The organism is Cyclobacterium sp. SOCE241 (genome assembly GCF_056867545.1).
In genome coordinates, this window is record NZ_CP149779.1 from 2,325,366 (window position 1) to 2,350,401 (window position 25,036).

Here is a 25,036-nt window from a genome sequence, read left to right on the forward strand (position 1 = left end):
AAAATTTTATTCCTAAATGCCTAAAGGGGCAAAATATTGCATGATACTACCATAAATTCTGTATTATTGCAAAAAAACAAACGATAGCTTCATGACAACAGGAGAAATTCATACCGATAAAGGCATAATGAAAGTTGAGTTTTATGATCAAGATGCCCCTAAAGCAGTTGCAAATTTTATTGATTTAGCCAACAAAGGTTTTTACAATGGGTTAAACTTTCACAGAGTAATTCCAAATTTCATGATCCAAGGCGGTTGCCCTAAAGGTAACGGCACAGGAGGCCCTGGTTACACCATTGATTGTGAATTAGATGGTGAATTACAGTACCATGATAAAGGCGTTCTTTCCATGGCCCATGCTGGGAGAAATACCGGAGGATCACAATTTTTCATCTGTCACAACAGGGAAAACACCCAGCACCTTGATAGAAATCATACTTGTTTCGGAAAGGTGGTTGAAGGACTAGACATTGTGGATCAGATCAAGCAAGGTGACAAAATTGTTAAAGTTGTCATCAACGATTAATTCAATTACCGCTGAAGGTTAAAACTTTGAAGTTTTAAAACAGTGCCCCGGCAATAGTGGCTGTCATCAGACAGGCAATGGTTGCAGCCAAAAGTGCATGCATGCCTAATTTTGATAAATTCCCCTGTTGTCCGGGCGCTATACTTCCTATCCCTCCCACTTGAATAGCTATTGAGCTAAAGTTGGAAAAGCCGCAAAGGGCATAAGTAGCAATAACAATTGATTTTGGTGAAAGACTCCTGCTTCTTTCATTTCGGCCAAGCCTAAATAGGCAACGAATTCATTAATCACTGTTTTTTGTCCCAATAGTGAGCCTACCTCAAGGGTATCTTTCCACTCCACTCCTATTATCCAAGCAAAAACCCTAAACACTTGTCCCAAGAGGTATTCCAGCGAAAAGCCTGAAAATGTTCCATTGGTAGATTTTACCACAAAATTATTTAATCCTAAGAACTCACCTATAATTCCTGACAACAAGTAATTTAAAGCTGCAATAACAGCAATAAAGGCCAAAAGCATCGCCCCTACATTAAGGGCTAACCGCAGTCCTTCGGATGCTCCTCTGGACATTGCATCAATAAGGTTTACATCAGGTACTTGACCACTTATATCCAAATGTTCATCTAATTTTCTCTCTTTCTCTTCAGGAATAATAATTTTAGAGATTACAATAGCTGCGGGGGCATTCATTATACTGGCGCCCAATAGATAAGTGGCGAAGCGTGTTTTCTCTACCGGGTCATCCCCACCTAAAAACGCGACATACCCTGCCAAAACACCTCCAGCAATGGTAGCCATGCCTCCCGTCATCAAACACATTAGTTCTGACCTGGACATTGTGGGAATAAAGGGCTTTACAAGCAATGGCGCCTCTGTTTGTCCCAAGAATATATTTCCTGCAGCAGATAAACTCTCTGGCCCTGAAAGGCGCATTGTTCGGGCCATCACCCAGGCGATCACAAACACAACTTTCTGTAGAACGCCCAAGTAATACAATCCTGCTGATACTGTAGAAAAAAGATAATTGTTGGCAGAACTTGGAAGGCAAAAATAAAACCAAAGGAGCTTGTCGCCAAGTCTCCAAATATAAATTGAGCCCCTTGCTCAGAGAAACTAAGAAACTTTACAAAGCCTGCACTAACCTTTGTAAAGATTGATGCCACAAAAGCAACCTTGGTAATTAGAATACCAAATATAGCTTGTAACAAAATCCCTATCCCTACCAACCGCCAATCAATATTTTTTCTATTTGTGGAAAAAATACTAGCGAATATCACCAGAACCAAGATCCCTAAAACCCCTCTTATATAGTCCATTAAAACATATTTTTATTAAATCTTAGGTTTTTTGAACGCATCAAAGGTAAATTCCGATGGAAGCGCGATGGTTTTCTGGCTATTGTTTCTCTTTTATTTTCATCCTTTCAAGCAAAGGTTATTAATAGAAAAAAGCTGCCAGAAGGCAGCCATTAGTCAGCATAGAGCTCGTTAATTTCTTCTATTAATCTCATCCCTTAAGCGTGCAGCTTTTTCATAATCTTCGTTGCCAATGGCTTTTTCAAGCATCTGATTGAGTTTGTCCAGGCTAAAATCCTTGAGCGATGCTTCCTGTGACTTTCCCTTTCCTGTAGATTCCCTCTTACCTGTTTTAGAAATTCCGGAAGCTTCTTGCTCACGCTTTTCATCTTCTTCGGTAAATTCAATAGCAGCTTCAGACATTACAGCATTTGTACAATAAATTGGAGCATCAAACCTGACAGCAATGGCAATTGCATCAGAAGGTCTGGCATCAATCTCTACTTTCTTATAGGAACTTTGACACATGACCTTGGCATAGAAGACTCCTTCCCGCATATCTGATATCAATATATGATCGATTGTAAATTGAAAATTGGAGGAAAAGGCCTTGAACAAATCATGTGTCATAGGCCTGTTTGGAATAATTTTTTCTATTTCAATAGCAATAGCTTGGGCTTCAAACATACCTATGACAATGGGTAACTTCCGTTTTCCCTCAGATTCCCCCAAAACTAAGGTAAAAGAACCAGACTGTGTACTATTGGAGGATAACCCCAAAATTTCTAACTCAACTGTATTGTCCACGTTTAATTATTTTAATGCCTTAATTGCTTGTGTCAATTTAGGGACCACATCAAAAGCATCTCCTACGATCCCGTAATCTGCGGCCTTGAAGAAAGGAGCATCCGGGTCACTGTTAATGACTACAATATACTTCGAAGCATTAACTCCTGCAAGGTGCTGGATCGCTCCCGATATGGCAACGGCAACATACAAGGTCGGTGCAACTTTAACACCAGTTTGACCTACGTGTTCATGATGGGGGCGCCAACCTAAATCCGAAACTGGTTTAGAACATCCTTTCGCTGCATTCAAGCTTTCGGCAAGTTCTTCAATCATGTTCCAGTTTTCCGGGCCTTTAAGCCCTCTTCCACCGGAAACAACTATATCTGCTTCCGGTAGCAATATTTCTCCCTCAGCTTTTTCTGCACCTATTATTTTCGCAACAAAATTCTCTTCTGATATGGTTAAATCCAAAGATTCAACCTTCACTTCACCACCATCAGTCTTAATGGGATGAATATTTTTCTTTACAGCAAGAATTTTCTTTTCTGTGTCAATCGATGTGTCTGCAAAAGCTTTGCCTGTAAAAATACTTCTTTTTACCACAAAACCATCAGACAGATCCGGTAATCCTACCACGTTGGAGACAAGTCCTGCCTCTAGTTTTACCGCTAACCTAGCTGCTACAGCATCTCCAAGTGATGATTTAGCCAAGATAAGTGTTGAGGCCTCCACTTTTTCAAAAACCTGGGCAATGGCATCTGCATGAGCTAATATAACTCCTTGGTCCAGCCTCTCATCACCAATATGGAAAATGGCATTGGCACCGGCAGCTCCTACTTTATTCCATTCTTCTGCTGCTATAGATCCTAGACCTAAAACATTGACCTCCCCACCTTGTAATTCTGAAAGTCCTGCTGCATATGACACTGCCTCCAGAGAAGAACCTTTTATTTTACCCTGATCTTGTTCTATATATACTAATATCGACATGCTCGTTTTATTTAAAGAATTTTGGCATCATTTTTCAATAAATCAACCAGTTGATCTACATTATCAACCAGCTTGACTGCTCCTTTGGCAGGAGGCATTTCATAGGAATTGACTGCGGTCCTTTCAGCTTCTTCAGCAGGTTCAATCACTGAAAGTGGTTTAGTCCTTGCAGACATTATCCCACGCATATTGGGGATTTTCCATTCTGCAATAGGTTCTTGACACCCGGCAATAAAAGGCAAGTCTACCTCAATAAATTCCTTTCCTCCTTCTATTTCTCTGGACAGTTTTCCTTTGCCACCCTCAATCTCCAATTTCATTACGGGAGACATAGAAGGCATGCCTAATAACTCCCCAACCATACCATGAACCATACCACCATTAAAATCAATAGATTCCCTTCCCATAAGGATTAAATCAAAGGCATTTTCTTTTGCATAATTAGCAATTTGCTTGGCCACAAAAAAGGCATCTTTAGGGGCTGCATTAATCCTAACAGCTTCATCCGCACCTATGGCCAAAGCCTTTCTAAGTGTGGGTTCGGTTTCAGCTTCCCCTACATTAAGGACAGTAATGTTCCCACTTGTTTCTGCTTTTAACTCTACAGCCCTAGCCAAAGCGTAGTCATCGTAAGGTCCTATTATGAATTGAACGCCTTTTTTATCTAACTGGGTATTATTATCAATAAATTGAATCTTTGAAGTGGTATCAGGTACATGCGTGATACAAACCAATATTTTCATGTATTTTTATTTAAATTTGTCATTAAAATAAACAACTAAGCAAATTAATTCCATGAGCATGAAACATTTAGACAGGGTAAAAGAACTCCTGAATTATATTGAAAAAGAACCCGAAAATCCTTTCAACCTATATGCTTTGGCTTTGGAATACCAATATCAAGACAAAGAAAAGGCTTCTTTTTATTTTAACAAACTATTAACAGAACATAAAGACTATCTGGCCACTTATTATCATGCGGCCTTGTTTTTTGCAAACGAGGAAAAATTGCAAAAAGCCGATAAAATCTTTTCTGATGGCATCGAATTAGCAAAAGCACAAAACAACTTACATGCTAAAAAGAATTGGAAAATGCCTATCTAAACTTCCAGTTTGAAAACGATTAGAATGGTGCCGGTTCATTCCCTCCAGGAAAAGGATTTTCTCCACCTGAATCACCATTGGCTTTACTGCCCATTCGAACCATTCCTTCATCATCAAACCCTTTACCTCCAGCACCACTAGGAAAGCGACTCCCATAAAGAGCTTCTTGGGGCTGCTGTTGGTAAGGAACATTCATTTCCAAATCAGTAAATTTAGTATACTTACCAATAAACCTCAATTTAACATTTTCCAGAGAACCATTTCTATGTTTGGCGATTATAACCTCCCCTACACCAGCTGTATTGTTACCATCCTCATCCTCTGTGATACCATAATATTCTGGACGATACAAAAACATAACAATATCTGCATCTTGTTCAATCGCACCGGACTCTCTTAAATCTGATAGCTGAGGTCTTTTATCTCCCCCCTTGTTTCTACAGCCCTGGATAACTGAGAAAGTGCAATGACAGGAACACTTAATTCTTTGGCAATTTTCTTTAATGCCCTAGAAATACTTGAAATCTCCTGCTCACGGTTTCCTCCATTCCCTCCTTTACTATCTCCCGACATTAACTGAAGGTAATCGATCACAATTAATTGTACGTCATTTTGAGCTTTTAGCCTACGGCATTTTGCCCTTAATTCAAGAATGGATAAAGCGGGAGTATCATCCACAAACAATGGTGCGGAAGTTAATTTACCTGTTTTATGGATTAATTGCTGCCATTCATAATCAGCTAGGTTTCCCTTTTTTATTTTTCAGAATCCAACTCAGCTTCAGAACTGATCAAACGATTGACTAACTGAATGGAGGACATCTCCAGAGAGAATATTGCTACAGGCCTGTCATGATCTACAGCAGCATTCCGCAAAACTGAAAGCACAAAGGCTGTTTTACCCATAGCAGGTCTCGCTGCAATGATAACCAAATCAGATTTTTGCCATCCTGAGGTAACCCTATCCAAGGCCGTAAAACCGGAAGGTACCCCTGTGAGACCATCCTTTTGACCTTTCTTACCTTCTAGTTCCGTTATGGCTTCTCGCATAATTGAACGCATGTCCACATAATTCTTTTTGATATTGTTCTCAGAAATTTCAAAAAGAGACTGCTCCATCTTGTCCAGTAATTCGAAAACATCTGTAGTATCTTCAAATGCTTCTTTCTGTATCTCAGAGGAAATCTTTATCATATCACGTTTCATTGCCTGCTCAGTAATAATACGTGCATGGTATTCGATATTTGAGGCAGATGAAACCTTTGAAGTAAGCTCAGTAATAAAAATAACTCCCCCGGCCAATTCCAAGCTTCCATTTTTCCTGAGTTGATTTACCACAGTCAATAGATCTATGGGCTCTCCGGCGTTAAACAAATCAAGGATTGCTTCATAAATCAAACCATGCGCATCCTTATAAAAACTACCTGGAGAAAGTATATCTACTACAGCAGTCAATGCATCTTTTTCCAACATCAGCGCGCCCAAAACAGCTTCTTCCATATCAATGGCCTGAGGTGGTAACTTCCCTAAGGCTGATAAGGATTCATTTGGCCGCCTCCTTGTATTTACCTTACGTTCTTTTCTATCGCTGTTGTTGTCTGACATAATAACAAAAGTACCCTATTAAAGTCAAAGATTTTAAACAATTTATACACTATCTTATCCACATTCGGCTAACAGCAACTTAAACAATCAATTATAAAGCCACGATAATTATTGGGAAAACAAAAACCGTCTAGCTTCACAGCTAAAAGTTACGATAGTCCTAAGAGAAAGAGAAAACATTAATTTTATTATAAGCAAAAAAGTTCCCTTTTTCCAATTACCATCTGATAAGCAAATATTTCACCTAATGTCGTAAATTATAACCATCTAGAAGCTAAACCCTCTGTTTATAAAATTCGAAACTTAATTTAAGGATTTGTACCCAACCAAAAGGTGCTTTTTTCGTTGGTTTAAACAGATTAAAACGAAATTTTGGATTAGTTAAGGGGAAATAAGGGCAATACTTTTCAAAGTATTTTAGGAAACCCCTACAATTTTATAAGGGAAAGGCCTAGGTAATCAAACTATTTCACTTAGGTTAAATCCGAATTTAGCAAAGGAAAATCACTATATTTGCATTAAAATTACCCAGGAAAGTTTCACCTATAACAACACAAATCATCCACTGCTTCAGCAGCGGCTTTCCTTAACATTTTTAATAACAATTAATTTTTCATAATACTAAAAAATAAAGAAATGGATTTGAACATCAAAACGCCCATTGCATTTTTTGACCTTGAGGCCACAGGAATTAATATCTCTACTGATAGAATTGTTGAAATTTCAATACTAAAAATTTTTCCTGATTCAAGCCAAGAACTAAAAACGCTAAAAATTAACCCCACCGTTCCTATCCCTATAGAAACCTCATTAATTCATGGCATATATGATAAGGATGTGGAAGATGCACCTACTTTTAAAGACGTGGCAAAGGAATTGTTTCGTTTTTTTGAAGGCGCTGATTTGGCAGGTTTCAATGTCCTCAAGTACGATATCCCCCTATTGGTTGAAGAATTCCTTAGGGTAGGAATAGATTTTGACATTGAAAAAAGAAATTTACTTGATGCCCAAAAGATCTTTTTTATGATGGAAAAAGAAATTTATCTTCCGCCTATAAATTTTATTGTGGCAAAACCTTGGAAAATGCGCACAGTGCTGAAGCAGACACCATCGCTACTTATGAGGTTTTTAAGTCCCAAATAGAAAGGTATCAGGGTCAAGAACTTGAAGACCTTCAAGGTAATAAAATTGGGATAATTGAAAATGACATGAAGAAAATTCATAACATGATCAATGAAAGAATGGTGGATCTTGCAGGGAGGTTCGTGTTTAACGATAATGGAGAAGAGTGTTTCAATTTCGGCAAACAAAAAGGCAAGCCCATTGCCCAAGTACTTAAGGAAGAGCCGGGATACTATGATTGGATGATGAAAGGGGATTTCCCTCTTGACACCAAAAGAAAACTGACACAAGTAAAATTGAGAGGTTTTAATTTGTAAATAGATAATGATGTGAAAACATAATGAAAAAACAATTCCTCCAAATTCTTGATTTTGGAGGAATGGTAATTTAAATACCCTTACTCTGTCCATTTCCAAATCAAGCTGTTTTGGGTTCAAGTAAGAAAACCATCGATACTACTGCCTCATTCATTATACTTAAGATGATCAGTATTCAAAAAGCGACCGTAAAAGACATTCCTCAGATTCAAAACATTGCAAGGATCACATGGCCTATTGCATTTAAAAATATTTTAAGCTCAAACCAATTGGAATACATGTTAGAGCTTATGTACGCAACAGATACACTCCACACACAAATTGCAGGAAAAGAAATTGTTTTTTGGTTGGCCATGCTCAATGACTCAATTTTAGGATTTATGGCCTTTGAGCCCGATTTAAAATTAAGAGATAAGATAAAAATCCACAAATTATATATTGACCCTACTGCTCAAGGCAAAGGAATAGGCCGCATTTTTCTAAAAAAACTGGAAGAATATGGACGTTCAAACTCTTTTGAAAAACTGACATTAAACGTCAACAAATACAATCATTCTGCGATTAAATTCTATACCAAACAAGGTTTCAAAAAAATCGAAGATGTTATTATTCCAATTGGGAAAGGGTATGTAATGGACGATTTTGTATTTACGAAAAATATCTAAAAGGAAAAACTAGAAACCCGACCCTTTTACCTTCGAAGCTTTTTCGTTGATATCCCTGATAACGCCATCAAGTTCTTCAGCAGAAACTTCAATATGTTTTAGCATCTCTTTTTCTTCTTGAGGCAATTCCACTTTTGTCATTTTAAAAAGGTTCACCAGACCCATAAGCCTTGCAAGCGGCGCTCTCACAATATGGGATTGCACCCATGAAATTTCTTTCAGTTGCTTATACTGTTTCTCAATCGTTCTTAAATGGATGTATTTTTGCGTCACATCAATGGATAACACCAGTTTAACATCCTCACCATTAATATTTATATTATTTACGCTTGTCTCTACGGTAATGGTATCACCTTTCTTTTTTATGTAGGTGAAGTCCCGAAATTTTTTCACAATAATTTGGCTCTTTTTCTCGTGAGGGTGAGGTGGACTCAACCTTTTCAATCTGAATATCAAAAAGGATTTTTCAAGAAATTCTTCATACGAAAAGCCGTAACTCCTGATAGCGGCCTCATTAACACTCAAAATATTATTGGTTTTTTGATCTAAAACCCACATTGGAAGTGGATTAAATTGAAAAAGCTCTTTATATCTTACCTCAGACTTCTCTAATTTATTAAAGATTTTCTTTCTTTCAATGCTATAAATAACACTCCTATACAAAATCTCAGGATGCAATTCATCCTTTATCAGATAGTCGGACATACCCAAACCAATTGACTTTAAAGCAAAAGCTTTATTGGTGTAGCCTGTTAATACTATGATTGGCACTTTTGGAGCCCTATTCCTCATGTCCTTAATTAAGGGTTCTCCACTAATATTATCAAGGCTTAAATCTAGTAAAATAACATCGTAATCGTCAAATTTATGATTAAGGGCTTCCTCGTAGGTTGGTGCCCAATCAATATTTGAATAAGGAAAATTTTCCTCTATCGATTCTGAAATTAAAACGAAATCACCTTCGTTATCCTCAATAATTAAAAAATTAATAACCTCATTAACTGAACTCATCCACTTAAATTTTTGAAGGTAATTCTACTAGTGAAAACCAAAAAATTCGTATTCTATTGAGAATTTCCTGGTATCCTCCCGAGCCGAAAGGTTTAACAATATAACTATTTGCGTGATTTGAATAGGATTCATTAATATCCCTTTGATTGGATGAAGTGGTTAGCATAATCACCGGCAAACGCTTTAAATCGTCAGAATTCTTGATAAATTTCAAGACTTCTTGACCATTTTTGAAGGGTAAGTTGATATCCAGCAGGACCAAATCGGGTGTTTGTTTATACCCCATCCCGTGACATGAATCCAAAAATTCTACAGCCTCTTTTCCATCCTTTGCCAAGCTTATTTGTATGGGTAAGTCTAGTTCTTCCAGAGCTTCTGAAATTAGGAATATATCTCCTTCATTGTCTTCAACCAAAAGAATGTTTAACCTTTCCATAATCTAATTTCTAAATTCTCCCTAGAAATACCCTACCTGTAATTTATGAGGTTTCCCTAGACCTCATTAATTTGAATCAAAAATACGTTATTTTTTCCAAAGACACAGAAGAATTGAATATTAATGAACAATATCGCTTTTTTCATAATCAGAATTTTTTGGTAAAATTATTTCGAAAAAGATAAAATTTCTAACAATAACAACAAAATCTTATAGTATAACACGTTTTTATTACCACCCACCATCAAACCACCACAGATATAAACCTAAACAATTAATCAAAATACTTACTAATCTTGCCTTAAACTAAACTTCTTCAGAATTTTAAATGGTTGGGATTTAAACCAAAGTTCAAATGCTTGGCTCTATATAAAGCCGTTCCAAATTCTAAATCTGCCAAAAAAATTAATTCATTATTGTAGAGGTAAAATAAAAAAACCTAAACCCTAAGTTTTACATAAAACACACTTCCTTTTCCAATTGTTGATTCTACCCAAATCTGTCCTCCCAATCCTTCTGCAATTCTTTTACATATTGCTAAACCCATACCAGTCCCGCGCTTAATAAAACCATAATCATAACGTTTTAAAACATAAAACACATTTTCTAAATTCTCAATGGGTATACCACGCCCATTATCTCTGACCTCCACCGTGCAGAATTCATCATGGACTATTGCTGAGACCTCTATATTTAGCGATCTGGAAACATCTTTAAACTTAATAGCATTGGCTATCAGATGGTCGAATAATTGAATAAAATATTTATAGTCACCTTTTACTGATGGTAAAGGGGCAATTTTAAGCCCAATTTTTTGCTCAGCAATTTTCTTTGAATTAAGGTGAAGTACTTTCTCAAAAACTTCATCCAAACTCACCAGTTCCTCTTTTCTTTCTAAACCTGAAAGCTGTGAAAACATAGAAAGATCATTGATAATGGCTTTAATTTTTAGAAAATTATCTAATGTAAGCTGTAAAAAATCTATAGAATTCTGAGATAATTTCCCTTGGTTCTTTCGAATAAAGAGTTCCAAAAACCCTTGACTTTGACGTACAGGCCCTGCCAAGTCATGGGAAGCTACAATAATAAATTGATCCAATTGTTTTTTGGAATGATCTGATTTTAAACGCTCATTTTCAATGATTTGCTTCCCCCTTTCAAGCTCTCTTACCTTATCATCCATGTATTTATATTGCCTTTTAATTAAAAAGAACAATAAGACACCTGTCAACAAAACGTACAAAATGTTGTCTAATTCTTTAATTAAATCAATTGTTTCTCTGCTATAGTCTGCAAGAACATATTCGATGAAATTATTACTCCAGACAATCCAAAATGTGCCAACTACAATATAGATCAATGAAATTTTTAAGCTTGCTTTCATATACATCCACGACATAAAAACCTTTCTTTGTCACCAATTTTGAAGAGAGCAAAATACTAAACTATTCTTACTACCTTAAATATCTAATAAAAAAGTCTCCCATTATTTAAACTTAACTTATTGTAATAAAATGATTTGCTTTCCATTTAACTAAACCTTCACCTTTCAATATAAAAAAAGAATCCAATGTATTGACTAAAACTTATTTTTCATCACAAAATAAAAACATCCTTTCATTAAAATTTATTACTTTATTAATATGTTAAAATTACCTTCCTAAAAATTTAAGTTTTACTTTTAGGCTGTATTATTTATCAGTAAAATCAGTTTCAAAATGCGTTATCTCCTTTTTAAATTATGCCCATTGTTTTTTTTAATGGGACTATTCAATCAACCGCTTAAGGCCCAAAATGACAGCCTAAAAATACTTAGTTATAATATATGGAATGGCTTTGACTGGGGAAAAGACTTGGAAAGAAAAAGAAAAATGACAGCATGGCTAAAAGAGGTAGATGCCGATGTTATAGGTTTTCAAGAACTTAACAACTTTACCTCCGAGGAGCTAAAAGTGTGGGCCAAAGAAATTGGCCATGAGTATTCAGTATTACTGAAAGAAGACGGCTACCCAATAGGGATCACCTCAAAACAACCCATCCAGTTAAAAACAAAAATGCTTGGAGGATTATGGCATGGGATGCTCCATGTAAAAACCTACGGTATCGATTTTATAGTGGTTCATTTAAGCCCCCACGATTGGGCATTTAGGAGAAAAGAGGCTGAAATTATTAGCGATTATGCACAAGAGAGCATCCTTGGTGAGGAGAAAAACAAATTAATTATTTTAGGGGATTTTAACTCCCAATCCCCTTTCGATATAAATTTTGATGCCCAAAATACAGTTTCATTAAAAAGAAAACAGCATTCAGATAGCCTTAGGCGGGCAGAAAATGGGCCTGAGGCCTATCAAAATTTAAGACTTGGAACCATAGATTACAGCGTAATTTCTAAATTTCTTTCATGGCCTTTAATAGATGTAGTCCAAAAAAACAAGCTGATAACAATAAAAAATCATTCCCAACATTGGTTTTTGGTAAAGATCTTTCAAACTCAGATTTTGATAAAAACCAGCAAAGGATAGATTATATCTTGGTCAGTCCAAATTTAGAAGCTCAGCTTATTCATGCTGAAATATCGAATCAGGGAGCTCCGGACTTTTTATCTGACCATTACCCTGTTCAAGCCACTTTTAAACTTAACCCAAAAAAATAAATTTATAATGCCTTGGTCTCTTTTCTCAGAAAGTAATAGGAGATAATGGCTGCTCCCGTATCTGCAAGAGGAAAGGCGTACCAAATACCTTCTAAACCAAATAGTGCCGGCATAATCATTACCAAAGGAATGAGAAATATACCCTGCTTACTTAATGCAAGTAATAATGCAGGTTTGGCTTTTCCGATGGCTTGAAAGTAAGCACTCCCTATTAAACTAAAAGCGAGCAAAGGTGTCGCTAAAAATGATTTTCGCATGGCCGGAACACTCACACTTATCAAATTCTGATCTTCCGTGAAAATAGAAACTATGGCACCTGCGAAAGTCAATATCAGGATAAATATCAATAAAGCTACAAGTGTTGACGATTTAATGGCCAATTTGATACTTTGCTGCACCCTGTCCCTAAGTTTTGCACCGTGATTATATCCTGCAATAGGGACAAAGCCTTGAGTGATGCCTAGCACAGGGAAATTGGCAAACATCATGACCCTGTTAATGACCCCATAGGTAGACAAACCTTGCTCTCCACCATATTTAAAAAGTTCGTTATTTAATACGATGGCTAAAATACTAACGGTTCCTTGCCGGGCTAAAGTAACAGCGCCCAATGAAGCAATTTCAGAGCTGATTTTTAAATTGGGTTTAAACCATTCCAACCCCATTTTCATACTTGATTTTCCAAATACGAAAAACCACAATGAATAAATGGCACTGGCCATATACGATAGGGTCGTAGCCCAAGCAGCCCCTTTTAACCCCATGTCAAACCAAATAATAAATATCGGGTCTAAAACAATATTAAAAACTGCCGGAACGATAAGCGTGTACATGGCTACTCTTGGATAGCCTTCTGCTCTTATCACATTGTTTCCCATCATGGCCCAGGCCATAAATGGAATTCCTATTAGAATGATTGTAAAGTAATCTTTGGCAGGCTGTAACACATCACCTTTTCCTCCGAATAGCTTAAGAATTTCTTCTGCAAAAACATAACCGATCCCTACAAACAACAGGGCCAATGTTAATGTCATTCCTATCTGATTCCCGAAAGTATTGTAAGCTTTTTTATCATTTCCGTCCCCAAATGACCGCGAAATAATTGAAGCCCCCCTACCCCTATGGACATCCCTATACTTGAAATTAAAAACGAGATAGGCAAAACCACAGTTATAGTGGCTATCCCTAATGCTCCTACATACCGTCCCACAAAAATTGTGTCTACAATCCCATAAATAGACAAGACAAGAATACCAACCGCTGCTGGAAGTGCTTGTTTCAGTAATAAGTTACCAATTGGGGCTTGACCGAATAAGTCGTTTTTGTTTTGCATAAAAAAAGGGGTACAACTTGGTACGGCTTATAGGGAAAAATGTTTGTTATTATAACTACAATCTTTCCCTCGGACTGCTCCTTCCTCTCTTCAGAGCTTAGTTGACCACTACTGTGGTTAAGAAACTATATGGAACAGTTTTTTAGAATGACTTGGTAAACTGTATTTTAATTTTTAGCTGAAGATCCCTGATTACTTTAAATATCTCTCTAATTGTAACCAGCTGAACTTGGGTAAGTTGACTTATCTTTATATAGTTCAAGGGTTTGTTATTTTCATTAATGATTGCACCCGCTTGTTTTTCTAATCTAAGCCCCATTAGATAATAATAAGCCTGAAACAACTCCACTGACTCTTTGGGCTTGAAAACCTTCCGTTCGGTGAGAATTCCTAACCTTTTCCCTGTGTTGGTTTCAAACACCCTATTGGCTAAAGCATAAAGCCTCATTGCATTAACAATTGGCGCCATTGCTCTCTTGATGTCAAAAACTTCCTCTTTGTCCACCTTAAAGGTTTTAATATTCTTCAACCAGGTCAACTGTGTGTCATATTGAAGTGAATTCTGAGCCATATTATAGAAAAATCGCTCCAGAGGGAAGTGCAACTGCTCATCCATGAAGGCTTTCAAATCATCTAGCAAGGAAAATTCACCATAAATAGACCTACAATCAAAAAAGGTCCCATAACTCAAAACAGTCTCCATTGATGATTCTTTAAACCAACTGGCATAATTATTTTTCCAATGAGAAAGCGAGTGCGTCCACTTTGGATTGCTGGCCATAAAACCTCCTTGACAATAATCGAAACCAATTTCATTCAATTTATCAGAGACCGTTTTAGCAAAATCCAGAAAATATTCACGAACCATTTCCCTTTGTTCATTGGCCTTGTCTTCATAAATAATTGCATTGTCCTGATCTGTTTTTAAGGTTTGTTCTTTTCTACCTTCACTACCCAAAACAAAAAAACAAATTTTGCAGGTGGTTCACCTTTTTCTTGATTACCTGTTCAATCACCCTCAAGGTAATGATATCTGCAATTGTCGAAATAATTTGATTAATTATTTCTGCTCTAACACCTCTTTGAATCAATTGGTCTACAATGCCCGGCACTTGTCTCCATTTTGTTTTTAACTCGACCTCATCAAGTGCTTGTTTTACAGATTGAATAAACACAAAGGGCGAAAGAGATTGAACAGTCAAAATTTTATTTCTACTTGTAACACCGATATAACGTCCGTCTTCTTCCACCAATAAGTACCGGGTTTTGGTTCGAAACATAAGTAGCAGCGCTTCATAAACCGGTGCGTCCTTGGAAATGGCCACTAATTTGTCGTCCATAATTTCACTTACGGGACTTTGGGCAGATAATTCTCTGGCCAGCACATTATCCCTTAAGGTTATGTCCGTTATCACCCCACGGATATTGTCCAAATTATCTCCAATAAACAAACAGCTGGATTTTTCATCCCGCATGATTTGTGCAGCTTTGGAAACAGGGGTATCAGGAGCACAATAGAGCACCCTTTTAAGTGGTATTTCACTTAAGGTTTTAACATAAAAATCATCAATTGGAGTCAAGTGCACCGGTACCATAGGAACATATTTTTTTGTAAAGATCACCATTCATTTTGAAGAAATAAAAAGTATTTCGGGTTAAGTGTTTGCAATTAAAAAAAACTCCCTTACATTTGCACAAGCTTTTGAAAAAGCACAGAGAAAAGGGCTGAAAAGCCAGTTTCTTTTTAGCAAAAAAAGGTCCTGTAGCTCAACTGGATAGAGCAACTGCCTTCTAAGCAGTAGGTTTCAGGTTCGAGTCCTGACAGGATCACATTGTCAAAATCTTAAGCGTTTTAGGAGTAAAAGTTTACTTCTAATTTATTTCCGATTCTGTAGCTCAGCTGGTAGAGCATAACACTTTTAATGTTAGGGTCCTGGGTTCGAACCCCAGCGGGATCACCAAAAAAAGCCTGTTTATTTTAAACAGGCTTTTTTAATTTTTAGCTTGGAATTTCTTTCCAACCTTTAGATTTAGGCTTTCAGAAATTGCCTTAACACATAGTGTAAAATACCTCCATTTTTGTAATACTCTATTTCAATCAAAGAGTCAAGGCGGGCAACTACATCAAAACTTACAATACTTCCATCTTCTTTTTTAGCCGTTGCTTTTAAGACCTTCAAAGGTGTCAATCCTTCATTAATCCCTTCGATAGAAATCAATTCCTTACCTGTAAGCCCTAAGGATGCTGCTGACTGCCCTTTAGCATATTGCATGGGCAATACTCCCATTCCCACAAGGTTTGATCGGTGTATTCTTTCATAACTCTCTGCAATTACCCCTTTAATCCCTAGAAGGGTGGTTCCTTTTGCAGCCCAGTCCCTCGACGACCCACTTCCATATTCTTTCCCTGCAAGAACCAGTAAAGGCACCTTATCGGCAATATATTTACGAGAAGCATCAAACACTGTCATTTCCTCTCCTGAAGGCATATGCGTTGTATAACCACCTTCTTTAGTCGCCAATTGGTTTTTTATCCTAACGTTGGCAAAAGTCCCACGCACCATTATTTCATCATTACCTCTTCTTGAACCATAGGAATTAAACATGGCTTGTTCCACCCCTTTATCAAGTAAGTATTTCCCGGCAGGAGATTTTGGAGAGAATGAGCCCGCAGGTGAAATATGATCTGTTGTAATAGAATCACCTAACTTTAATAAAACCCTAGCCTCAAGTATTTCTTTCGGCTCATCTACTTCCTCGGAAATGCCATTAAAAAATGGTGCTTCCTTAATATAGGTTGAGTGGTCGGACCATTGATATACTTTATCCTCTGGTGCTTTTAATTGCCTCCACTGTTCATTTCCTTCAAATATTTCCCCATAACTTTTTTATAATCCCCTGGAGACAACACTTTTTGGGAAACTTCAAAAATCTCCTCATTACTTGGCCATAGATCTTTTAGATAAACAGGTTCCAAATTAGGATCATAGCCTAGAGGTTCGTTATTTAAATCAACATCAACCCTTCCTGCCAAAGCGAAGGCAACGACTAACATCGGAGACATCAGGTAATTCATTTTTACCTGCGGATGAACCCTGGCTTCAAAGTTTCTATTTCCGGACAGCACAGAAGCTACTACTAAATCATTCTCCTCAACTGCTTTTGCAATATGAGTTGGCAACGGACCGGAATTTCCGATACAGCTGGTACAACCATACCCTACCACATGGAAACGTAAGGCTTCCAAATCTTCTAGTAATCCTGCATGTTGTAGGTAATCAGTTACCACCTTTGAACCGGGCGCCAAAGAAGTTTTCACCCACGGTTTTACATCCAAGCCTCTTTCTCTTGCTTTTTTAGCGATCAACCCGGCTCCTATCATCACACTAGGATTTGAGGTATTGGTACAAGAAGTAATGGCCGCTATAACAATGGAACCATCATAAAGTGCAAATTCCTCATTATGCAATTTTACCCCAACAGACTTTAAACCATTCTTAACTTTGGTTTTGATCTCTAGGTCTCCTTCTACACTTTTATTACTATTTTCCACGGGCTGATTGCCTCCACCTTCACCGAGCCACCTTCCTACTTCTCTTTTTTCTATAGGAATGTATTCCCTACCATGCACCTCTTTTAAAAGGGATCCAAATTTCTGTTTAAACTCCCTTAAAAGAATTTTATCCTGTGGTCTTTTTGGGCCTGAAACTGTTGGTTCCACCGTGCTTAAATCCAATTCCACTACGGAAGAATAATTTATTTCATCCTCATTTTCTCTCCATAGCATATTGGCCTTGGCATAGCTCTCCACGAGCTTAATTTGCGCTTCATCCCTGTTGGTCCTTTTCATATAATCCAAGGTCCGATCATCTATAGGGAAATAAGTAACAGTACAGCCAAATTCAGGAGACATATTAGAAATTGTAGCCCTATCTGGAACAGATAATCCATCCAAACCCGGACCAAAGACTTCCACAAACTTTCCTACCACACTCTGCCTCCTTAGGAGTTCTGTAATGGTTAAAACCATATCGGTGGCGGTAGTTCCCAAAGGTAATTCACCGGTTAACCTCAACCCTACTACCTCCGGCATAATAAAATTGATGGGTTGGCCCAATACTGCTGCTTCAGCTTCAATACCCCCTACTCCCCAACCAACTACACCAATTCCATTGACCATAGGGGTATGGGAATCTGTTCCTACTAAAGTGTCAGGAAACACATTTCCATCTCTAGAAATCACCCCTTGAGCAAGGTACTCTAAATTTACTTGGTGGCAAATCCCCATTCCCGGAGGTACCACTGAAAAATTATTGAAAGACTTTTGAGCCCATTTCAAGAATTCATACCTTTCTCCATTTCTTTTATACTCCACATCAACATTTTTTTGTAGGAGTAATTGGTACCAAAATAATCTACCTGCACGGAATGGTCTACTACTAAATCTACCGGTATCAATGGATTAATTTTCTCGGGGTTCTTGCCTTTTCGTACTGCTTCTGCACGAAGAGAGGCGATATCTACCACTGCAGGTACCCCTGTAAAATCCTGCATCAATACCCTAGCAGGTTTGTAAGGAATATCCTTCTCCGAAGGTTCAGGTTTCCAATTGAGAAGGGTCTCAATATTTTCCTTGGTAATGGCAAAGTCATCGAAATTCCTGAGGGTATTTTCTAAAAGAATTCTAATTGAAAAAGGAAGTTTATTTATTGGGTATCCTTGCTTTTGTAATTCCTCCAGACTCCAGTAACTAAGATCACCTTTAGAGGATGGAAGCTTCTTAATAATTTTATATGGATCTTTTGTCATAAAATAAACTGGTTTATTTATAAAGTGGATATTAATTTCGATCTAATATATTACCTAATATACTAATATAACCTATTGCTATCAATTATAAGGCCATAAAAAAAGCGGAAACAAGTTCCGCTTTTTTTATTCAATTTATTCTGAAGCCGCATCTGCTTTATCTCGTTTTCTAAAGGATTTTCTGAAAAACCAATGGTATCGAAGCGCTTCAAGTGTTTCGTTCATTCTTACGGTCCCTGTATCCAAACTACTCATGGTGCTTTTTAAGTAAGCTGCAAACTCCGGATCATTCAACAACATCCCTATAGCATTGTCAGAATCTCCTAAATTTTCACTTACATCACTAAAGTTTTTCGCAGCATTGCTGGCTTCTTCTGAGGTAGATTCCAAGCGCTCTGCAGTGGTTTTAAGACTTGCAAAAAGGGTAGTATCATTGAGCATTTTATCTACGAAGCCACCTTTTTGATTAAGCCCATTCGAAAATTTGGCTAACTCAGCAGTCATTCTATCACTATTGGCTGCAGTTCTTTCCAAGTTTTGCATGGTGGCTTTAAAAGTTTTTACCAATGTACTGTCTGTAAGAACAGCTCCCACAATTCCCTCTCCACTAGATATTTTATGGGTAAGTATTTTTAAATCTTCTGTAATGGAAACCAAGTTATTGTTATTCACCTGCAATGTTTCCATCATTTTATCTGTATCCAAAGGCATTTCAGCAGTTAAAACGTCACCATCCTCAATGGCCGGACCTTGACCTGATCCACCATAAATTACAATGATTTTATTCCCTATAAGCCCATCAGAACTAATGGTGGCTTTGGAGTTCTTTTAATGTATTCTTTCGCAGCTGCTTCAATATTCATTTCAATCTCTACCTGAGATTCTCCGTAAAAATTGATTTTTTTACTGTCCCAATCTTCACACCTGAAAACCAAACATTATTCCCTGTTTGCAAACCTCCTACATCGTCAAATACAGATGTTACACGTATACTTTTAACAAAAGCCTTTTGTTGTGCACCTAGGGTTAAGATACCTACAACTAATATTGCGATTCCTATTAGCACAAAGATGCCAACTGTAACCGATCGTTTATTATCATTCTTCATTGTTCGATGAAATTATAGTCATAAAATGATTTTACTCTGCCATCCACGGCATGCTCAAATACCTCTTCAAATTTCCCTGTATTGCCAAAGTGTCCATCTAGCAATACAGCCATCCTGTCACCTGTAACTTTGGCACAGGTCAAGTCGTGCGTAATAATGATAGAGGTGGTTTTGTACTCTTCATTTACTTGATTGATCAAATTATTTATGTCCATGCAGGTGATTGGGTCCAAACCGGCAGTGGGTTCATCATAAAGCATTATGTCTGGCTTCAAGATAAGCGTTCGGGCAATACCTATTCTTTTACGCTGCCCTCCTGATAACTCAGATGGCATTTGATTAATGGCTTGAATAAGACCAACCCCCTCCAGCACTTCTTCCACCAATTTATCTTTATCCGTTTTACTCAAGTTTTTGACATTTCTTACCAAAGGGAATTCCAGATTCTCCCTCACAGTCATGCTGTCATACAATGCACTCGCTTGAAACGAAAAACCGATTTTCAACCTTAATTCATTCAGCTTTTTCTGGTTTAATTGACTCACTTCCTGACCTAAAACTATTGCTGACCCACTGTCCTGTTTAAGCAGACCAACCATGATCTTGATCAAAACCGATTTCCCACTTCCGGATTTACCTAAAACCACTAAATTCTCCCCACTGTAAAGGTCCAAATTTACATTTTTTAGAACGTCCATATCCCCAAAGGACTTGGAAAGGTTTCTTATTTGAATTACTGTATCTTTCATATTATAACTGCCTAAAGAAATTGGTAATCTGTAAGGACAATAATTCCTCTATAAATATTAAAAACATGGCCATGACCACAGCTGAATTTGCTGCCTTACCCACTCCTTCTGTTCCTTTGGTTGAATTGTATCCCTTATAGCAACCTACCATACCAATGGTAAATCCAAACACCAATGATTTAATCATCGATGAACTAATGTCTAGAAAAGATATGGAGTCAAACACTTGTACAAAAAAGTACTAATACTAACCATTTCATTGACATGAACATTTAAAAACGCCCCCATCAAGGCAACAAAATCGGTGTACAAAACCAAAATGGGAATCATAAATGTACTGGCCAATACCCGAGTAACCACCAAAAACTTAAAAGGATTTGTTGCCGAAACTTCCATGGCATCAATTTGTTCGGTTACTTTCATTGAACCAATTTCTGCACCTATGCTAGAACCAACCTTCCCCGCTGCTATTAGGGCAGTAACCAAGGGTCCCATTGCCCTAACCACTGCTATAGAAATTAATGCCGGCAACCAAGAAGTAGCCCCAAATTCCGAAAGTGAAGGCCTGGATTGGTTGGTAAACACAATCCCAACAATGAAACCTGTAAGAGAAATTAATGGGAGAGAATTATAACCTATGCGATAACATTGTCTAATCACCTCTTTGAACTCATAGGGAGGCACCCAAACCTCAACAAAAAATTTCTTAACAAACTGAAAGGCTCTTTCCAGCCCAATAAAAAAATTATCTATTCGCCTACTAAATACCTTATCATTTCCTTTTAAGTTTTCAGCCATACTATTTCTGTATCTTTTCGATGCTAATTAAATATTAAAATCGACCAATGAATTTAATTGGTCAAAAACTTTAAATAATCTTCTTCTTTAATGGGCTTAATCAATATGCTACTTATCTGATCAAACATCTTGCTCTTTTCCAAGTCTTCAGGATCCAATGATGCAGTTAACATTTTTACATCTCCCTTAATACCTTTGGCTTTCATTTGACCTAAAAATGTCCAGCCGTCCATTTCAGGCATATTTATATCCAGCAAAATAACATCAACGTAATTTTCACTTAACCAACTTAAAGCCTCAAGAGGGTTATGAAAAAATAAACGTCCAACTTCAATTTTAACTTTTCTAATATCCGCTTATTGATCATGTGTTGGACTCTGTCATCATCAACAAAAACTACAGTTGTATTTTTAACTTTCTCCACCTATAATTTTGTTTCTACCCATTATGTTTTCCAATTCTGAAATACTTCAACATATAAGTTATTAAGTTAGACTTCTCGGATATCAGTGCTAACTCAAAATTATCCTTACAATAAACCCTTTATAATGGCACCTTGTTCCCTTTATTATCAGAAAGATAATCCATGATTGTATTTCAACGTTAGTAAATAATAGAAAAACTTACTTGCAAAATTGATACAACTTAACCTTAATTAAGAAAAAACCCTGCCAATCCTTTACTTTCACCTTAAAAACCCACTTTATTTTATCAGTTTATAGTGCATTTAACTAACAACGTTAGGTATCAGCTAAATTTATTTCTCTACCATTAGGTTTATTTATTTAACGCAAGATGATCCTATCCGGCAAAAATAAGCAAAATGCCCTATTATTTGCCTTAGCCACACACTATTCTATGGATTATTTTCTCTTTTAAAGCTTATGGTCTCCCCCGTCCCTATTTAACGGGAGCAGATTGCTGCGTAAGGACAGTATCCGCATTTTTGTAAATCGGTAGTTTGATCAAAAACCTGATTCGGATCAAAAATCTCTTCAAGCAAACTTCTTAAACCCGAAACAAAATCATTCCTATAATCGGCGTAATTATTCACTTCACGGTATTTTCTGTACCCATAATTTTCTTGCAGGTAAGGGTTAAAATCATCTTTAAATATATCACGCAAATTAAACAATGCAGGTTTTAAAAAATATTGATTATCCGGAAAGTTGGCCTCATATAACAAACCATAAAAGAAGGTCTGCATGGCAGCCTTATTTCGATCAGAACTTTCCCTGTCAAATAGACTTTCTACCGATTTAAAAGTCTTTTTATCTTGTCCGGATTTATAATCTATTAATCGTACTGTATCCCCTATTCTATCCACTCTATCAATAATTCCCCCTAAGGCTACCAAGACTTCCTCACCATGAAACTCAATTGGAACAAATGCACGGTATTTTTTTCCGGCTTCAAGTGATATTATTTCAAAGGGTGCGGACAACTTATCTTTCGTTAAAACACCCTGTAAATATTTCTGTAAAACATCTCTGGCGATTACAAGTTGACCTGTCAGTTGGGGATTTTCTCTTCGAGGAAATATTGTTCCTTTATGGCTTTCATTACTGCCGGATAGATAAAATCCTTAAGCTCCTCAATATCGCTAACCTGTAAAACCTTTCGCTTTTTCCTTTCTATATACCCCATGTACAAGTTTTCCAATGACTTGTGGACAAGGTTGCCAAATATGGCCGGATCCACTTCTTCTTGCACCTCTTCGGGAACATCAATGCCCGCAATATAGCTAAGGTAAAATTTAAGCCTGCAATCTAGCCAAACATTCAGTGCTGATGGAGAAAAAGACACAGGTTCCCATTCACTATTTAATGGCTTTGTGTATTTCTTAAGATGGTCTATAATTGACTTGTCCTTCTCGATTACAATAGCCCTAGTCGGTGATAAATTTACAGGAATATGGGTAATGGTATCTTCTTTCTGCACCCCATCCTGATCCATCTCTATCTGAAGCTGATGGATATATCGACTTTTCTCATTGACTTTGCCTTGTTCTCCTGCAGTGGTATAAAGCAAATGAACCTCCTTAGCTTCATGCAAAAGTCGATAAAATGTATAAGCATAAATGGCATCATTTTGTTCTTGAATAGGCATACCAAATGCTTTTCTCAAATTAAAAGGAATCATAGAGTTCATTGAATTGGAAGGAGGAAAACTCCCTTCATTCATATTGCAAATGATAACCCTTTTAAAATCCAAGTTTCTCGATTCCAGCACCCCCATTAATTGCAAGCCTTGCAATGGTTCGCCTTTAAATGGAAGCTTGATTTCTCCGAAGACTTGTTTAAAAATCCTTAGCAGGAAGGCAATACTAACTTCTTCTTTAATCTCCTTATCCACAATCACCTTCAACCTATTCATTTGTTTGAAACACTGAAACAGGTAAGTTCGCTCCATGCTACTTTCTTCCAAAGGATCTGCCAGCATCTTGATTAGTGCTAGCATATTATCCATCAAGGTAGCAGTGGTCATCGATTGAAAGACTTGAGCAAACAAAGGACCACCTTCTCTTAAAACCTTTGAAGAAATATACAATGTATTGTTCCTGGAAAATTCATCAATTAAATGTTGAGAAAATTCTGGTGCAAGGTCGTATAAATAAACAGTAGCCAATAATTCTTTGACAGGCTTATAGTAAAACAATAACTCCTCATTCACTATTTTACTATACCTCTGTAAATCTACAACCGCTTCCAAAAAGTAAAAATAGGGGTATGTTTGACAGGATACCCCATGGTAACATTTACCTTATTCACATTGTCGGGCAAAAGGTTCAATACTGGAAAAAGAAGTTGTTCATCCGGTAGAATTACCACTGTCTCTTCCCAGTTTTCTTCCTCCCGGGGATGGTTTCCAAAATCGCCCCTACCATATTGGCTTGATTAATTTTTAAAGGAATGGCATAGGTTTTAATATGCCTATCATTCTCCACAATTTTGTTTGGGGTAATTTCAGGAAAAGTAGGGCCGAGAATTTTATCCTTTCGATAATCTCTAAAAAACATGCCTGCTTCCTGACTCTTCGCATCAAGGTAATACTGATCAATATCCCAATATATTTCTGCTTCAAATTTTTGAACGAAATACTTAATTAGTTTTTCTTCTGCTCCTGTAAACGCATTGAATCCTACAAAAATAGTCTTCCTACCCGAAGGTGCTACCTTATCCAAATTTTCCACCACCTCCCGATAAATACTCCCTCCATAGGCCAAACCCAATGTATCTAAGGAAGAATTAAAGCCCTGATACAGGGGGAAAAGGACATCCCAAAATTTCAGGAATTTCTCTTGATGGAACCTATCTCTGCTTTCAAATGATGCCCAAAAGGCCTGAATCAAATCAATTTGTTCTGAAGAGAGGAAACTCCAGTCACTTTCAAGAATTTTCTGTTCCTTAAGGTTAACAAATAATTTTTCAGGATTAACCAAAAATTGATCCAGATCATTAAAATCTTTGAGAATCATCTCACCCCAAAAATAAAATCTATCAAACCCCTCTTTACTACCGGAAATAGACTTATAAACCTTATACAACTCATAAATTAGGCTTAATTTATCAGCAGGCCTTTTGCCTACAATATCATAGAAAAAATCCTCTATAGTAATCACCTTAGGCATATAGGTAGGTCGAGAAACCAATTGTCCCAGGTACTTTGTGAAAAACAAACCTGCTCTTCGATTAGGCAAAACAACCTCAAAATTTTTAATATCTAC

At 37.1% G+C, this 25,036-nt stretch carries 20 protein-coding genes, 2 tRNA genes and 6 pseudogenes; 7 read left to right on the forward strand and 21 right to left on the reverse strand.

The window, feature by feature from the left end; translation table 11 throughout:
- Positions 1-91 precede the first annotated feature (91 nt).
- Positions 92-526 (forward strand): peptidylprolyl isomerase, encoded by a 435-nt coding sequence (locus WG932_RS11530; RefSeq protein ID WP_014018402.1) that lies wholly within the window; start codon positions 92-94, stop codon positions 524-526.
- Positions 527-560: 34 nt separating this feature from the next.
- Here the strand turns inward: WG932_RS11530 and WG932_RS11535 are convergent.
- From WG932_RS11535 to WG932_RS11555, 5 genes and pseudogenes are all read right to left on the reverse strand, one after another.
- Positions 561-1,492, reverse strand: a pseudogene (locus tag WG932_RS11535) (NupC/NupG family nucleoside CNT transporter).
- On the reverse strand, positions 1,483-1,842 hold the full coding sequence (locus WG932_RS11540; RefSeq protein WP_483088031.1) for a Na+ dependent nucleoside transporter N-terminal domain-containing protein: 360 nt from the start codon (positions 1,840-1,842) through the stop codon (positions 1,483-1,485). Before WG932_RS11540 ends, WG932_RS11535 begins: the two are co-directional and overlap by 10 nt.
- Before the next feature lie 171 nt (positions 1,843-2,013).
- A complete protein-coding gene (locus WG932_RS11545) occupies positions 2,014-2,628 on the reverse strand; it encodes a bifunctional nuclease family protein (protein ID WP_014018404.1) in 615 nt (204 codons plus the stop codon).
- Positions 2,629-2,634: 6 nt separating this feature from the next.
- On the reverse strand, positions 2,635-3,600 hold the full coding sequence (locus tag WG932_RS11550) for an electron transfer flavoprotein subunit alpha/FixB family protein (protein WP_014018405.1): 966 nt from the start codon (positions 3,598-3,600) through the stop codon (positions 2,635-2,637).
- A gap of 11 nt (positions 3,601-3,611) precedes the next feature.
- Complete coding sequence (locus tag WG932_RS11555; RefSeq protein ID WP_014018406.1) at positions 3,612-4,343, reverse strand: electron transfer flavoprotein subunit beta/FixA family protein; 732 nt, start codon at positions 4,341-4,343, stop codon at positions 3,612-3,614.
- Positions 4,344-4,401: 58 nt separating this feature from the next.
- Here WG932_RS11555 and WG932_RS11560 point away from each other — a divergent pair, with 58 nt between their 5' ends.
- Positions 4,402-4,704: a tetratricopeptide repeat protein gene (locus tag WG932_RS11560; RefSeq protein WP_483088032.1), complete on the forward strand. Its 303-nt coding sequence runs from the start codon at positions 4,402-4,404 to the stop codon at positions 4,702-4,704.
- Positions 4,705-4,723: 19 nt separating this feature from the next.
- On the opposite strand, the pseudogene dnaB reads toward WG932_RS11560, so the two are convergent.
- Positions 4,724-6,308 (reverse strand): annotated as a pseudogene (gene dnaB / locus WG932_RS11565) (replicative DNA helicase).
- Positions 6,309-6,944: 636 nt separating this feature from the next.
- Here dnaB and WG932_RS11570 point away from each other — a divergent pair.
- Together WG932_RS11570 and WG932_RS11575 are read left to right on the forward strand one after the other, a co-directional pair.
- Positions 6,945-7,747, forward strand: a pseudogene (locus WG932_RS11570) (exonuclease domain-containing protein).
- A 110-nt stretch (positions 7,748-7,857) separates the two neighbouring features.
- Positions 7,858-8,412 carry a GNAT family N-acetyltransferase gene (locus WG932_RS11575; protein ID WP_149392495.1) on the forward strand — a complete coding sequence of 185 codons (555 nt, stop codon included), beginning with the start codon at positions 7,858-7,860 and terminating at the stop codon, positions 8,410-8,412.
- A gap of 9 nt (positions 8,413-8,421) precedes the next feature.
- Here WG932_RS11575 and WG932_RS11580 read toward each other — a convergent pair whose 3' ends face one another.
- From WG932_RS11580 to WG932_RS11590, 3 genes are all read right to left on the reverse strand, one after another.
- Positions 8,422-9,423, reverse strand: coding sequence for a response regulator (locus tag WG932_RS11580; protein ID WP_483088033.1), 1,002 nt, complete (start codon positions 9,421-9,423; stop codon positions 8,422-8,424).
- Positions 9,424-9,427: 4 nt separating this feature from the next.
- Entirely contained in the window at positions 9,428-9,859 is a 432-nt protein-coding gene (locus tag WG932_RS11585; protein WP_149392497.1) for a response regulator, read from the reverse strand.
- 439 nt (positions 9,860-10,298) lie between these two features.
- The gene (locus tag WG932_RS11590) at positions 10,299-11,258 is read right to left on the reverse strand and encodes a sensor histidine kinase (RefSeq protein ID WP_483088034.1); all 960 of its coding nucleotides are present in this window, start codon (positions 11,256-11,258) and stop codon (positions 10,299-10,301) included.
- Positions 11,259-11,607: 349 nt separating this feature from the next.
- Between WG932_RS11590 and WG932_RS11595 the strand changes: the two genes are divergently transcribed.
- Positions 11,608-12,381: an endonuclease/exonuclease/phosphatase family protein gene (locus tag WG932_RS11595; protein ID WP_483088035.1), complete on the forward strand. Its 774-nt coding sequence runs from the start codon at positions 11,608-11,610 to the stop codon at positions 12,379-12,381.
- A 133-nt stretch (positions 12,382-12,514) separates the two neighbouring features.
- On the opposite strand, the gene WG932_RS11600 is transcribed toward WG932_RS11595, so the two are convergent.
- From WG932_RS11600 to WG932_RS11615, 4 genes are all read right to left on the reverse strand, one after another.
- Complete coding sequence (locus tag WG932_RS11600) at positions 12,515-13,615, reverse strand: MATE family efflux transporter (RefSeq protein WP_483088626.1); 1,101 nt, start codon at positions 13,613-13,615, stop codon at positions 12,515-12,517.
- A complete protein-coding gene (locus WG932_RS11605; protein ID WP_483088036.1) occupies positions 13,549-13,845 on the reverse strand; it encodes an MATE family efflux transporter in 297 nt (98 codons plus the stop codon). The genes WG932_RS11600 and WG932_RS11605 overlap by 67 nt, the downstream gene beginning before the upstream one ends.
- Before the next feature lie 142 nt (positions 13,846-13,987).
- The gene (locus tag WG932_RS11610; protein ID WP_483088037.1) at positions 13,988-14,803 is read right to left on the reverse strand and encodes a DUF294 nucleotidyltransferase-like domain-containing protein; all 816 of its coding nucleotides are present in this window, start codon (positions 14,801-14,803) and stop codon (positions 13,988-13,990) included.
- Entirely contained in the window at positions 14,796-15,470 is a 675-nt protein-coding gene (locus tag WG932_RS11615; protein WP_483088038.1) for a CBS domain-containing protein, read from the reverse strand. The genes WG932_RS11610 and WG932_RS11615 overlap by 8 nt, the downstream gene beginning before the upstream one ends.
- A 131-nt stretch (positions 15,471-15,601) precedes the next feature.
- On the opposite strand from WG932_RS11615, the gene WG932_RS11620 reads away from it, so the two are divergent.
- Both WG932_RS11620 and WG932_RS11625 read left to right on the forward strand, forming a co-directional pair.
- Positions 15,602-15,675: transfer RNA gene (locus WG932_RS11620), tRNA-Arg, on the forward strand.
- A 55-nt stretch (positions 15,676-15,730) separates the two neighbouring features.
- Positions 15,731-15,806, forward strand: a tRNA-Lys gene (locus WG932_RS11625).
- Positions 15,807-15,875: 69 nt separating this feature from the next.
- On the opposite strand, the pseudogene acnA reads toward WG932_RS11625, so the two are convergent.
- The 8 genes and pseudogenes from acnA to WG932_RS11665 form a co-directional block, all read right to left on the reverse strand.
- Positions 15,876-18,654 (reverse strand): annotated as a pseudogene (gene acnA / locus WG932_RS11630) (aconitate hydratase AcnA).
- A gap of 135 nt (positions 18,655-18,789) precedes the next feature.
- Positions 18,790-19,762: pseudogene (locus tag WG932_RS11635) on the reverse strand (MlaD family protein).
- Positions 19,759-20,511 (reverse strand): ABC transporter ATP-binding protein, encoded by a 753-nt coding sequence (locus WG932_RS11640; RefSeq protein ID WP_014018419.1) that lies wholly within the window; start codon positions 20,509-20,511, stop codon positions 19,759-19,761. Before WG932_RS11640 ends, WG932_RS11635 begins: the two are co-directional and overlap by 4 nt.
- Before the next feature lies 1 nt (position 20,512).
- Positions 20,513-21,309: pseudogene (locus WG932_RS11645) on the reverse strand (MlaE family ABC transporter permease).
- A 53-nt stretch (positions 21,310-21,362) separates the two neighbouring features.
- Positions 21,363-21,566: a response regulator gene (locus WG932_RS11650; protein ID WP_483088039.1), complete on the reverse strand. Its 204-nt coding sequence runs from the start codon at positions 21,564-21,566 to the stop codon at positions 21,363-21,365.
- Between the two features lie 647 nt (positions 21,567-22,213).
- A complete protein-coding gene (locus WG932_RS11655; protein ID WP_483088627.1) occupies positions 22,214-22,852 on the reverse strand; it encodes a RecB family exonuclease in 639 nt (212 codons plus the stop codon).
- On the reverse strand, positions 22,822-24,021 hold the full coding sequence (locus tag WG932_RS11660) for a PD-(D/E)XK nuclease family protein (protein ID WP_483088040.1): 1,200 nt from the start codon (positions 24,019-24,021) through the stop codon (positions 22,822-22,824). Before WG932_RS11660 ends, WG932_RS11655 begins: the two co-directional genes overlap by 31 nt.
- Positions 24,022-24,133: 112 nt before the next feature.
- Positions 24,134-25,009 carry a hypothetical protein gene (locus tag WG932_RS11665; protein ID WP_483088041.1) on the reverse strand — a complete coding sequence of 292 codons (876 nt, stop codon included), beginning with the start codon at positions 25,007-25,009 and terminating at the stop codon, positions 24,134-24,136.
- Positions 25,010-25,036: the final 27 nt, after the last annotated feature.

Excerpts from the sequence above, each read along its gene's own strand:
- WG932_RS11640 (WP_014018419.1), bottom strand. The coding sequence starts at position 20,511 with ATGAAAGATACAGTAATTCAAATAAGAAACCTTTCCAAGTCCTTTGGG.
- WG932_RS11550 (WP_014018405.1), bottom strand. The coding sequence starts at position 3,600 with ATGTCGATATTAGTATATATAGAACAAGATCAGGGTAAAATAAAAGGT.
- WG932_RS11590 (WP_483088034.1), bottom strand. The coding sequence starts at position 11,258 with ATGTCGTGGATGTATATGAAAGCAAGCTTAAAAATTTCATTGATCTAT.
- WG932_RS11530 (WP_014018402.1), top strand. The coding sequence starts at position 92 with ATGACAACAGGAGAAATTCATACCGATAAAGGCATAATGAAAGTTGAG.
- WG932_RS11615 (WP_483088038.1), bottom strand. The coding sequence starts at position 15,470 with ATGGTGATCTTTACAAAAAAATATGTTCCTATGGTACCGGTGCACTTG.
- WG932_RS11605 (WP_483088036.1), bottom strand. The coding sequence starts at position 13,845 with ATGCAAAACAAAAACGACTTATTCGGTCAAGCCCCAATTGGTAACTTA.
- WG932_RS11555 (WP_014018406.1), bottom strand. The coding sequence starts at position 4,343 with ATGAAAATATTGGTTTGTATCACGCATGTACCTGATACCACTTCAAAG.
- WG932_RS11580 (WP_483088033.1), bottom strand. The coding sequence starts at position 9,423 with ATGAGTTCAGTTAATGAGGTTATTAATTTTTTAATTATTGAGGATAAC.
- WG932_RS11585 (WP_149392497.1), bottom strand. The coding sequence starts at position 9,859 with ATGGAAAGGTTAAACATTCTTTTGGTTGAAGACAATGAAGGAGATATA.
- WG932_RS11540 (WP_483088031.1), bottom strand. The coding sequence starts at position 1,842 with ATGGACTATATAAGAGGGGTTTTAGGGATCTTGGTTCTGGTGATATTC.
- WG932_RS11560 (WP_483088032.1), top strand. The coding sequence starts at position 4,402 with ATGAAACATTTAGACAGGGTAAAAGAACTCCTGAATTATATTGAAAAA.